The organism is uncultured Granulicatella sp. (assembly GCF_963521425.1).
GTDB lineage: Bacteria > Bacillota > Bacilli > Lactobacillales > Aerococcaceae > Granulicatella.
In genome coordinates, this window is sequence record NZ_CAUQUN010000025.1 from 20,100 (window position 1) to 33,024 (window position 12,925).

A 12,925-nucleotide genomic window follows, 5' to 3' on the forward strand; every position below is an offset into this window, starting at 1 on the left:
TGCATGTTAATTTATATTTGGGCACAAGATGAAAATGGTGTGATTGGTAAAGAAGGAGTTTTACCATGGCATTTACCAAATGATTTGAAATTTTTCAAAGAAGTAACATTAGATCAAACGATTGTAATGGGACGTAATACATTTGAAGGTATGGGAAAGAGATTATTACCAAGAAGACATAGCATTGTTGTTTCCAATGTTGCAGATTATGATGCAAATGGAGCAGAACTAATTACAGATGTTGAAACGTTAATCGAAGATGCTAAACATGAAGATATTTACATTATTGGTGGAGCTGTATTATTTGATTCTTTAAAACATCAAGTGAATACACTCTATTGTACAAAAATTCATGAACAATTTGACGGTGATACGTATTTTCCAAAAGATTTTCCATGGGAAAAATTTGTAAAAGTTAAAAGTATGGATGGAACAGTGGATGAAAAAAATATTTATCCACATACCTTTGAAATTTATCAAAAAATAGAGGATGAAGCATGACGACTTGGAATGAAATTTTAGCTGAAGAAATGCAAAAAGAGTATTATCAGCAGTTACAAGCTTTTGTCCAAAAAAGAAGACAAGAAGTCAGAGTATTTCCGGAAGAGCAAAATGTTTTTAGAGCTTTAGAACTTACGCCATTTAAATCGGTGAAAGTCGTCATTTTAGGACAAGATCCTTATCATGGATTTGGACAAGCTCATGGATTAAGCTTTTCTGTTCAAAAGGGAACTCCACTTCCACCATCCCTTAAAAATATTTATAAAGAATTACAAGAGGATATCGGAGGAGAGCTTCCAACAGAAGGAGACTTAACTCATTGGGCAAAACAAGGAGTATTATTGTTAAATACCGTGTTAACAGTAGATGAAGGAAATGCAAATAGTCATAAAGGAATGGGATGGGAAAGATTAACCAATCGATTAATTGACGCTTTAAATGAATTGAATCATCCAGTAATTTTTATCCTTTGGGGTAAACCAGCTCAGGATAAGGAAAAACTGATTACAAATCCGAATCATGTTCTGCTAAAAGCTCCTCATCCAAGTCCATTATCGGCTTATCGAGGATTCTTTGGTAGTAAACCATTTAGCAAAGTAAATGAGATCTTAATCCAACAAGGACAAAGTCCTATTTGTTGGAAGGAATAAAATAAAAGGAGAATGATATGAAAAATCGCTTTTTTAAACTCTTTCTTTTATGGATGACCTCTTTAACATTCGCGGCTTGTTCAACGAATACTCAAAAAGGAGTTCAAGAAGAAACAACGACCACAACCGTCCAGATTGATCAATCTCATGATTTACCAGAAGCTCTTTTACCGTTTAAAAGAGAAAAACAAATGGTATTAGGAGAATTGGATTCTTATAAACGTTCGACTCAAGCGCATATTCAATTACGATATGATGATAAACCAACAGAAGAAAGAGATAGTAGAATTAATGTAGATCCAGTAGGCTGGCATAACTTTAAGTTTCCAGTGGATTATACAGGAAAAGAAGCTTGGTTTATGAATCGTGGTCATTTAGTTGGTTATCAATTTAGTGGATTAAATGATGAACTTAGAAACTTAACACCCATGACAGCGTATTTAAATACAGGAAGTATGACAGGTACAGATGAAAAAAATCCTGCAGGAATGCTGTTTTATGAAGAAAAATTAGCTGTATGGTTAAAACAAAATAAAAACGCATGGCTAGATTATCGAGTAACTCCACTTTATACAGATTCAGAATTAATTCCACGCCAAGTAGAATTACAATATGCTGGAATATCTGCTAATGGAAGATTGATTCCTATTCAATTGAATAGTTCACTTGAAGAAGTGAATGAAGATGGAACCACTCGAGTTATTTTAAATAATGATGCACCAAATGGAACATTGGATTATCAAACTGGTTTAGCTGAACCAACTATTACAAGTGAAGCTCAAGAAACAACTCAGAGTGAACCTCAAGTAACAACAAAGAGTACAGCAAAAAGAAAAAATGATCGTACAGTATATGTAGCAAATGAAGGGAAAGCAACGACATATTGGTACGACAAAAAACGAATGCCAGCAAAAACAAATCAAGCAAAAGTAGTTGAAATGAGTGAATCCCAAGCAAAAGCACAAGGAAAGACTCATGCTGAAAAAGAATAGAGTGGAAAAAGACGACAATGTCGTCTTTTTTGTCTTATAAACTAAGAATGTTATTTTTTTAACATAAAGCCTTTACATTTCAATGATATTGGATTATTATTAGCTTAATTATGGGGAATTAGGGTGAAAAAGGAGAAATATACGGTGAATAAATTATCTAGTAAACTAAAAGGGCATGGGTATTTAAAAAAGACCAAATTAGGACTAGTAAGTGGAATTATATTAGCATCTTCTTTGTTTGTTAGTCTAGGTAGTAACACTTTTGTATTAGCTGAAGAAACTAATACAAATCCAACAGAAAATGTTGGTTCAAATGGGAAATCTGAGGCAAAGGATGAATTTGTTCGAGAAGAAACAGTTCCTGTTAAGGAAGCTGAATTGACAGATAAAGTTAAAGAGGTTAAAGAGGCTGGAGTTTCTGTTGAAGAAAAGCCAGTTGAAGTAGTTGGAGTAGCAAAATCAGAAACTGAAGAAACTACTTTAAAGAAAAAGGCAGAAACTAAAGTAGATGAACAAATTAAAGCTTTAGAAGAAGCAAGAAAAGAAGAATTAGCAAGACAAGAGAAAGTAAAAGAAATAAATTCTATAAGAGAATTTTACGTAAATAATAATTCAATGAAACATTTTTTAGTCCATCATTTAAATTCAAGAGAATTTGATGAAGATTTTAACAAGACAGTAGAATTTTCAGATTTTAAATCTGACAAAGGGGACGTTCATTTTGTTGAAGGAAAAAGAGCTATATTAAGAAGACCAGATTCTATTGTAAATAGTCCAATCACTACGGTACCTACAAAAGTAAAAACTATATTATATAAAAATAATATAAATTTAACACCACTTCAAGAGGAAAGATTAAATAAACTTGTTGATTCTTACATTCTGAAAGTAAAAGACGGAGAAACAATTTCTTACAATATAAAAGTAAATGATGAAAGCTATCTCAGAAAAACTTTTGGCATTGATACTATTGAAGTAAAGCGTACTTATAATTTTGGACTTGCGAATAATCCTGAGTATTTTGATGTAATAACAGATAAGATGATTGAAAGAATTTATATTTTTTCAGATCTCTCTAAATCAACTAATCTAAAAGAGGCAAATCCTAATGTAATTACAGAATATTTTTACAAAGATTCAACCGGTATGCCCATTTCTCTAAAAGATTTATATGCTAAAGTTATTAATATTTCAGTATTTAATGGACAGGAAGTAATAAAATCTTCGGATATCCGTGATGAAAATATGAATGCACCTGAACAGGTGAGAATTCAAAATGATACATCAGATTTTCAACTCAATAGTTATGAGGGGAAAGTAACTCCTGAGGGAAGAATTTCTCAAAAATTTAATTACAGTTTTATAGATAATGTAAGAGGTGAAATTCAAAATCATTATTTCTCGAAAAAAGATGTTTTAAAAAATGTGGACTACAAAAAATTAATGGAACCTGTATCTGCAAATTATCATTTAGTAACTTATAAAAAACTAATTGATACTGGAGTTGTACAACAAAAATTTGTTGATGAAAAAGGAAATGAAATTGCTCCTACAATTACTAGCGAGAAAAGTGATAAAGGAACTACAGTTACTGTAGCAACTCCTCCAAATGAAATAACTTATAAAGGTCAAACTTATTTATTACAAACAGAAAAAATTCCAAATAGTTTAGTCATTGAAAAAGGAATTAATCCAGTGACTTTTAGTTATAAACTACAAGTTGTTACTGATAAAGGAAAGCCAGAACCTCTAGAAGTACCAGAGTTTAACGGTGGAGTAGTACCAAATGAAGCACCAAAATTAGAAGTGCCAGAATATAATGGACCGGTAAGCATGAAAGGTGATCCTTTAATTCTTGAAGTACCAGAATATAATGGACCGATAAGTATGAAAGGTGACCCTTTAACTCTTGAAGTACCAGAGTATAATAGACCGATTAATCAGGTAGGTGAACCGGAGGTACAGCCTGAATTACCTAAATTAGTATTGAATAATGAACAGACTAATTCTCAAACTAAAGTACAAAAACCAGTAGAAACTGTAAATTCAAGTAAACAAAGTCTACCAAAAACAGGTTCATCGTATAATGGTGTGTATTATACAATTAGTGCTAGCATTTTAAGTTTATTCGGTGTTTTAAGTTTAAATTTCAAGAAGAAAGATATGAAATAGATAGATTTTAACAGTATAGAATAAGTATTTATTCAAATGATTTTAAATAAAAAATTAAAGACTTTTCGAATGTAGCAAGCTAGTTCGAAAAGTCTTTTTTTCTTGTAATATTCATAAAAAGTGATAGTATGGTGTTTGTAGTAAACGATACCAATTACAAATAATAGTTTATTTATAAAAATAATGAGGTGAATACATGAGTCAATCTTTAATCGAAGTGAAAAATATTCATAAACGATATGTGAAACATCATGCCTTAGATAATGTATCTTTCAATATTAATGAAGGTAGAATTTGTGGCTTAATTGGTGAAAATGGAGCAGGAAAAACGACGTTAATTCGTATTATTTCGGGACTAATTAAACAAGATTCTGGAGAAATTATTGGTCTAAAAGGCTGTAAACTAAGTTCGATTGTTGAATCACCAGCACTTCATTTGAATCTTTCTGCTTATGATAATTTACATTATCAATTAATACTTTGTGGAGAAAATCCTTCTCATGAAAAAATAGAGGAAGTATTAAATTTAGTTGGTTTAGCCGATGTAGATTCAAAGAAAAGAGCCAAAGATTTTTCTTTAGGAATGAGACAACGATTAGCGATTGGGTTAGCCATTATTGATTCACCAAAATTATTAATTTTAGATGAACCGATTAATGGATTAGATCCAAAAGGTATCAAAGATATTCGTGATATTCTAGCAACGTTAAAAAATGATTTTAATATTACAATTTTAATTTCCAGTCATATTTTATCTGAACTAGATCTCATTGCAGATGATTATGTCATTATGAGTAAAGGCAAAGTTATTCAGGAAGACTCAAAATCAACGATATTATCTTCATTGGCTAAAAAAATTATCGTTTCAACATCAATAAATGAGACAGCAATTGAAATTTTAACAGCAAATGAGTGTGACTGTACTCTTTTACCTGACAAAATCGAAGTGAACCATACATCCCTTACGAATAATCAGATTATTGATCTATTAAGAGAAAATCAGATTGAAATTTTTGAGATTTATAAGGAACAAGTTTCTTTTGAAGAATATTATTTTAATTTGGTTGAAGGAAGGTAAGAGTAATGATTTCAAATTTTAAAGCGGATATTTATAAAATTAGAAAAGAGAGAGTCTTTTCTATCTCAATATTTCTATGTGTTTTATTAGAATTCTTGTTTACATTTGTGATGAGAGAAAAGAGTGGGGATACTGGAGTCATCATCACTTTATCGTCTTCAACAGTTTTTCTTCCATTATTTTTTATTGCAGTGGATTTGTTCGTTTGGGGAGAAGACTTTGTATCTAGAACCATTAATACACAAATTATTAAAGCAAGTAGTCGTTTGTCTTTATTTGTTTATAAAGTTGTGACGACGGTTCTATATTCAACAGCGCATTTATTCGTTGCTTATTTATCTGTAGCAGTATTTAGAGGAATTTTTGCAGATAGTGTTTCTCTTTCTGCAGTGTGGAATATGGCAGTGTATCAATATCCTTATTATTTATGTATTATGTTCCTGTCTATTTTCATTTTTAACTATGTAGATAAGGTTAGTTATGCGCAATTAATTTATATAGTAATTGTCATATTATTTGATAATTTAATGAGTTTTGTGATGGATAACGTTATTGATCCTGAATTATTAAATCATTTTTTACTTTTTAACCAATTAAAGGGAATTACAGGTAGTGGAAACTTTTTAACGCCATCCGTTATGATTGCTCTCATTTTTAGTGTCTTATACTTTATTTTTAGTTATTATTTATTTAGTGAACGAGAATTTAAATAAGGAGAAAGCTTATGAAGAAAATTTTACCATTTATCGTTTTTTTCTTAGTCATTGTAGCTTTTGCATTTTATATGACTTATAGTAACGCAAAAACAGATTTTGATTTTATACAAACTTGGGAATTACAAGAAAATGCGAAACAAAAAGTAGAAATTTATGGAACAGAGCAAAATGTGGAATTATCGATTGTAGAAACTTCTAATCCTCAAACAAAAGTAACCGTATCAGGGAAAATTTCAAAAACTTCTATGAATACAATTAAAGATACAAAATCAAACGAAGAAGGATTGTATATTCCAATTTCAAAACATGGATTTAGATTATATACTTCTCAATTTGGAAAAGATACATTAAAAATTACGGTTGAATTAGGTAAAAATGCTGACCCTTATGAAGTATTTTTAGATACTGTTAGTGGAGAAGTAAAAGTAAATGTTCCTCAAACATTTGATGGAAAATACGACATCATGTTGAATAATGGAGCTAAATTAACAGAAAAACCTGAAACAAAAGAAACAAGTTCAAGTATCATTAAAGTGGATGCTTATACGGATGTAACGATAGTAAAAGGAAAATAAACAAAGTGAAAGAGCCTTTCGAAGAGAAAAGAAAGGCTCTTTTTTTAGGAACGTTTCTATTTTTACTTTAATTTTTTTTATGCACCTTTTTCAAATACTCCCTTGTGTATTTATTGTTTTGCCTCTTTGTGCTATAATCATCAAGGAATATCTGAATAAAAGAGGATTTTTAAATGAAAAAATTAACAATAGAAGAAGTCAAAGAAAGAGAATTAGCCATTCTTTTAGCAGTTGATGAGTTTTGTAAGAAGGAAAAACTTCATTATTTTCTAAATTATGGAACATTAATTGGTGCTATTCGTCATAAAGGATTTATTCCATGGGATGATGATATTGATATTATGATGCCAAGAAAAGATTATGAACGCTTTAAACGTGAATTTTCTTCATCTCAATATGATATTTTCTCTTTAGAGACCAATAAAGAGTATTTTAATAATTTTATCAAAGTTGTAGATAATCAAACAGTTATAACAGACAACCGAAATCGAAAAACTTATTCGAGTGGAATTTTTATCGATATTTTCCCTTATGATCGAATAGATGATTTGAAAGCAGTAGATAAAACTTATCAATTAGAAAGTTTCAAACTGTTATCGTTTAGTAAACATAAAAATATTGTATATAAAGATAGCTTGGTTAAGGATTTGATTCGTACTTTTTTCTGGGTAGTTTTATCACCTATTTCACCTAGATTTTTTGCTTATAAAATTGATGAAGTTATTCAGAAGTATACTAGGTCAAATGGAAAATATGAATGTTTATTAGGTTCTAAATTAAAAGAACAAGAAGTATTTGAAGCAGGGATTTTCGATGATGTCATTGATGGAGAATTCGAAGGACATGTATTGCCAATTCCGAAAGAATATGACCGATTATTAACACAATATTATGGAGATTATTTAACATTACCTCCAGTAGAGAAACAGACCAATCCACATGAATTGGATGTTTATCTAAAAGAAGAGGAGTAGCATAATGCCAAATTATTTAACAAAAGAAGAATTAAAGCAAACACAACTAGATATTTTAAAATATATTGATCGTATTTGTAAGGAAAATGATATTCGTTATTTCGTTAGTTATGGAACATTATTAGGAGCTGTTCGTCATAAAGGGTTTATTCCATGGGATGATGATATTGATATTTCTATGTATCGTTCTGAATATGATAAATTTATTCAAGCAGTTGAAAAAGATCAACACCCTTATTATAAAATTTTAAGTAAGGAAACATCTGATTGGTATTTTCAAAATTTCTTAGTAGTGATAGATACACGAACAGTTGTAGAAGATCATATTAAAGTAGAACGTCACGATACAAGTGTTTTCGTAGATGTCTTTCCAATTGAACGTTATGATGATATTAAATTAATTGATAAGGCTCATTTAATGGCAACTTTACGAATGATTGCATACATTAAATTACAATATGTTCAATATGGAGATAGTGCTATTAAAGATATTTGCCGTAAAATCATGTGGTATGCGCTAAGAATCGTAAATCCACGTTGGTTTGGAAATCGTATCGATGCCTTAATTAAAAAATATCGTAAAGAAGATGGACAATATGAAGGTCTTGTTGGTTGCGGTAAAGATGGTCGAAAAGAAGCATTCCCTCGTGGAACTTTTGAAGAATTGATTGAATTACCATTTGAAGATATGATGGTGCCTGCACCAAAAGAGTATGATGTATTTCTTTCTCAATTTTATGGGGACTATATGACGGTTCCTTCTCAAGAAGAAATTGATTATAAGAGTCATTTATTGCAAGCTTATCGTAAAGATGAACAATAATGGAGTTAAGTCTAAGAAGAGGTTGGACGCTTATCCAGCCTTCTTTTTATGTCTATGAAAGTATAGGAGAAGAGGATAGTAAGGACAATTACTTCTCAATTCTTATGAATTGTTTAATATCTAGGATATTTGTTTCTATCTTTGTACGAATTTGCTATACTATCTCCAGTAAAATGAGGTGAATTATGAAAAATATTAAAGTAAATGCTATCGCAAACCTTTTAATGCGAGTATTAAATATTGTTTTTCCACTAATTACAGGTCCCTATATTGCCAGAATTTTAAATAAAACAGAGTATGGGTATTTCAATATTACGAATACTTTCATCGGTTTATTTATCCCTTTTGCAACTTTAGGAATTTATAATTATGGAATTCGAGCTATTAGTAAGGCAAAGGAAAATAAACAAGAGATTAATCGAATCTTTTCATTACTCTTTTATATTTCCTTATTTTGTACGGTTATTACAACAATTGTCTATTTTATTATCACATTCCAAATGGAAGGTGCTCCCGTATTAAAAACATTGTATTACATTATGGCGATACAAGTATTTGCACAGTTTTTAAATATTGAATGGATGAATGAAGCATTTGAAAATTACACGTTTATTTTGTATAAGACTTTATTTATTCGAATCTTTATGCTTGTTTCTATTTTTACATTTGTAAAAACAGAGCATGATATTGTACCGTATGCCTTTTTAATGTCTATTGCAACACTGTTAAACTATTTAGCAAGTTTCTTCTGGATTAAAAAAGAAGTCCACTTTGTTGGTGTTAAATGGAAAGATGTCAAAGCAGTGATTCAGCCGTTGATTGCTATTCTTTTATTAGCAAATGCAGGTATGTTGTATACGTATTTAGATCGAATCTTTTTATCAAGAATTGCTTTACCAGAATATGTATCGTATTACACAATTGCTCAAACATTAGTGTTTTCTATTTCTGGAGTCATTAGTGGAGCCGTGAGTGTTAGTATTCCAAGACTTGGCTATTATCTAGGAATTAATGACAAGAAAGCTTATGATGATTTAGTGAATAAAGGCGGTAGAATTTTTATGTTCTGTATTACGCCTTTAAATTTCGGATTAGCTATTTTAGCTAGTCATGCGACTGTATTATATGCAGGGGAGCAATATTTAGATGCTAGCTTTAGTGTATTCCTATTTGCTCTTCGTTCCATTCCATGGGCAATGGCATTAATTTTAGAAAATCAAATTATTTTTGTACAAGGTTATGAAAATAAATTAACGATGTTCTACTTTATCGGTGGAGGATTAAACTTAGTGTTGAATTCAATTCTAGCTGCTGTTGGGATTACAAAACCAGAATGGTATATTTTAACAACAATTGTAGCTGAATTATTAGTTATCACATTAGATATTTTATTAATCAACAATAATAAGTTAATCGATTTAAGAAAATTATTTATTCATGCGGGTAAATATGTTCTGTATTCATCAGGATTTTTCATTATTTATGGATTAGTTGAATGGATTCATCCAGTTCCAATGATTGTTAATGGAGCTCTATTATTAAATATTCTTATGATTATTGTGATTTGTGTAATATATTATGTTGGTTTATTGGCATTAGTGAAAGATGAAATATTTTATGACGTTATTAATGCTGTAAAAGGTAAAGTACTTAAAAAGGGGTAGAAGATGAACGAATTGATTAGTGTCATTGTACCGGTCTACAATGTAGAAAAATATTTAAGAAAAGCTGTTCAATCCATCCAGAATCAGAGTTACAAAAACTTAGAAATTATGTTAATTAATGATGGTTCAACAGATTCGAGTGGTGATATCTGTGATGAATTAGCAGCCTCAGATTCACGGATTGTTGTCATTCATAAAAAAAATGGTGGTGTTTCTACTGCAAGAAATGAGGCACAGAAATTAGCTAAAGGGAATTATGTTATATATGTTGATTCAGATGATTATATTCATGAAGAGATGATTCAATCTTTATATGAACAGTTAATTGCTGAAAATGCGGATGTTTCAAGTTGTAGTGTCATGAATGTTTACCAAAATTCTCAAACTCCTCAATGTTCTGATGAAAATTTATATTTCGTTTACAATCAAGAGGAATTTTTAAGAGAATATTTAATTGGACAAAGAGTACAAGGAACACTTGGTAATAAATTAATTCGAAAAGAAATTACTGATCAGTTAGAGTTTCCAGTTGGAAAAATTTATGAAGATGCCTATTATCATCTACAACTTGTGCAAGTTGCAAAGAAATATGTCGTTCATACGAAACCTTATTATTATTATTATCATCGTAATCAAAGTTTAACGACAAATCCTTATCATGAAAGAGATTTAGTGTATTTAGATGTTTATCAAAAATTTTATGATTTGGTGCAACAACAGTATCCAAGAATAATAAATGAAGCATTCTTCCGTTTATCATATGCTTATTTTTATATCTTTGATAAAATGATATTAGAAAGTGATTTTGAAAAAATAAATCAATTTAAACTGGTTAGGGACTATCTAAAGAAAAATGCTATTCAAATTGCTAAAAATACTATTTTCCAAAAGGGTAGAAGAATCGCTGCCTTAGCACTAAAAATAAATGTTCATTTATACCGACAATTGATGTTGGCGAATATGGAAAAGAATAAGAAAAATCATGATTAATGAAGAAAGACTTTTGCGAGTGCAAAAGTCTTTTTTAATGTTTTCTTTCAATGACAAAGCAAATAGGTGGTTGGTTTTGTTGGTTGATAAATTGATACTGCAACACTGTCCATTCATGTTGATCTAATGTTGGAAGAAACTTTTGTAATTGAGATAATTCTGTATCTCCACCTTCATGTCCCCAATAACAGACTAATACAATGCGACCGCCAATTGTTAATCGTTCCATTATGGATTCTATCGCTCGAATGGTGGAGTCGGGAGTAGTAATAATTGATTTATCACTTCCTGGTAAATAGCCTAAATTGAAGATGGCAGCTTGAATTGGTTCTTGAATATAAGTGGATAAATTTGCATGGGAGTCACAAATGAGCTGAATATTTTCTTTCGTATCTAATGATTGAATTTTTTCATTTGTACGAATTAGTGCTGATTCTTGAATGTCAAAAGCAAAGACTTTTCCTTCTGATTGAACAAGCTTTGAAAGAAAAATCGTGTCATTTCCATTTCCCATGGTTGCATCTACAACACAGTCTCCAGTTTTGATACATTCTTGTAACATGTAATGGCTGAATTTTTGGGCATTTTGAATCATATTTAGAACTCCTTTACCAAATCTTTAACATTTATTACAAAAACTTTACGGTTGTTAAGAGTATACAACGAATGCTGTGTTCGTGCAACGTTCCCCTATGAATCAAAAAAGTTTCTCCTATAATGGATAGTGAATGAAGTAGGAGGTTAAGAAATGTTAGAGACTAGAAATGAACGAATTTTAAGAATAAAAAAAGAAAAACAAATACAGAAAGTACAAATGATGAATCAATCATTAAAAAGATCATTAATTGTAATGGGAACTACTGCATGTGTGGGATTATATGTTTCTCCAGTAGAACAATTGTTATCTGCTAATTTTAATGTGGTTGAGGCTTCAACTGCTGCGAGTCAATTTTTACGTAATATTATTCCAGCAGCTCAAAATGTAGCACGTGGAAAAGATATTTATGCTTCAGTCATGATTGCTCAAGCTGCTTTAGAATCTGGATGGGGAACAAGTACTTTATCGAAAGCTCCAAATCATAATTTATTTGGGGTAAAAGGAAGCTATAATGGTCAATCTGTTAATATGCAAACTCTTGAAGATAGTGGTGGACAAAATTATTATAGTATTCATGCGAATTTTAGAAAATATCCATCTTATCAAGAATCTTTAGAAGACTATGCTGATAAAATTGTCAACGGTATTTCAGGAGCACCATTATTTTATTCTGGTGCTTGGAAGAGTAAGACAAATAGTTATCAAGATGCTACAGCGTATTTAACAGGTCGATATGCAACTGATACTGCTTATGCTTCAAAATTAAATCGTATTATTGAACAATTTGGTTTAACAAAATACGATACTGAAACAGCTGTTAATATGGCGGAAGAAATTGCTAGTAAAGAAGAAACTGCTACAAGTGGAAATAGTTATACAGTTGTGAGTGGAGATGGCTTATATGCGATTAGTAGAAAAACAGGTACACCAATTCAAGAGTTGTTAAGCTTAAATGGATTAAGTTTAAATTCAACAATCTATCCAGGTCAAGTTTTAAAAGTAACTTCAAATAGCAACTCTTCATCAGTAGTGTCAAGTACATCAACAACAGCTACAACTAGTTCAGAACAAACAACAGGTGGAAGTTATACAGTTGTGAGTGGAGATGGCTTATATGCGATTAGTAGAAAAACAGGCACACCAATTCAAGAGTTGTTAAGCTTAAATGGATTAAGTTTAAATTCAACAATCT

General features: G+C 30.5%; 13 protein-coding genes. 12 read left to right on the top strand and 1 reads right to left on the bottom strand.

The features are described 5' to 3' along the window. Positions 1-3 precede the first annotated feature (3 nt). From RWO76_RS06900 to RWO76_RS06950, 11 genes are all read left to right on the top strand, one after another. The gene (locus RWO76_RS06900; RefSeq protein ID WP_314354930.1) at positions 4-501 is read left to right on the top strand and encodes a dihydrofolate reductase; all 498 of its coding nucleotides are present in this window, start codon (positions 4-6) and stop codon (positions 499-501) included. After that, a complete protein-coding gene (locus RWO76_RS06905; protein ID WP_314354931.1) occupies positions 498-1,151 on the top strand; it encodes a uracil-DNA glycosylase in 654 nt (217 codons plus the stop codon). Before RWO76_RS06900 ends, RWO76_RS06905 begins: the two co-directional genes overlap by 4 nt. Before the next feature lie 17 nt (positions 1,152-1,168). Next, entirely contained in the window at positions 1,169-2,143 is a 975-nt protein-coding gene (locus tag RWO76_RS06910; RefSeq protein WP_314354932.1) for a DNA/RNA non-specific endonuclease, read from the top strand. A gap of 144 nt (positions 2,144-2,287) precedes the next feature. Further along, entirely contained in the window at positions 2,288-4,315 is a 2,028-nt protein-coding gene (locus RWO76_RS06915; protein WP_314354933.1) for an SIALI-17 repeat-containing surface protein, read from the top strand. A 196-nt stretch (positions 4,316-4,511) separates the two neighbouring features. Beyond that, entirely contained in the window at positions 4,512-5,393 is an 882-nt protein-coding gene (locus tag RWO76_RS06920; protein WP_314354934.1) for an ABC transporter ATP-binding protein, read from the top strand. Between the two features lie 5 nt (positions 5,394-5,398). Next, on the top strand, positions 5,399-6,106 hold the full coding sequence (locus RWO76_RS06925) for a hypothetical protein (RefSeq protein ID WP_314354935.1): 708 nt from the start codon (positions 5,399-5,401) through the stop codon (positions 6,104-6,106). Positions 6,107-6,117: 11 nt separating this feature from the next. Next, on the top strand, positions 6,118-6,684 hold the full coding sequence (locus RWO76_RS06930) for a hypothetical protein (RefSeq protein WP_314354936.1): 567 nt from the start codon (positions 6,118-6,120) through the stop codon (positions 6,682-6,684). A 173-nt stretch (positions 6,685-6,857) separates the two neighbouring features. Next, positions 6,858-7,658 (top strand): LicD family protein, encoded by an 801-nt coding sequence (locus RWO76_RS06935; protein WP_314354937.1) that lies wholly within the window; start codon positions 6,858-6,860, stop codon positions 7,656-7,658. Between the two features lie 4 nt (positions 7,659-7,662). Beyond that, on the top strand, positions 7,663-8,481 hold the full coding sequence (locus tag RWO76_RS06940) for a LicD family protein (protein ID WP_314354938.1): 819 nt from the start codon (positions 7,663-7,665) through the stop codon (positions 8,479-8,481). A gap of 185 nt (positions 8,482-8,666) precedes the next feature. After that, positions 8,667-10,145, top strand: a complete 1,479-nt coding sequence (locus tag RWO76_RS06945; protein WP_314354939.1) for an oligosaccharide flippase family protein — start codon at positions 8,667-8,669, stop codon at positions 10,143-10,145. Between the two features lie 3 nt (positions 10,146-10,148). After that, complete coding sequence (locus RWO76_RS06950; protein ID WP_314354940.1) at positions 10,149-11,135, top strand: glycosyltransferase family 2 protein; 987 nt, start codon at positions 10,149-10,151, stop codon at positions 11,133-11,135. Between the two features lie 34 nt (positions 11,136-11,169). On the opposite strand, the gene RWO76_RS06955 is transcribed toward RWO76_RS06950, so the two are convergent. After that, positions 11,170-11,730: a class I SAM-dependent methyltransferase gene (locus RWO76_RS06955; protein WP_314354941.1), complete on the bottom strand. Its 561-nt coding sequence runs from the start codon at positions 11,728-11,730 to the stop codon at positions 11,170-11,172. Between the two features lie 153 nt (positions 11,731-11,883). On the opposite strand from RWO76_RS06955, the gene RWO76_RS06960 reads away from it, so the two are divergent. Then, on the top strand, positions 11,884-12,925 hold a 1,042-nt coding region (locus RWO76_RS06960; protein ID WP_314354942.1), incomplete at its 3' end, for a glucosaminidase domain-containing protein.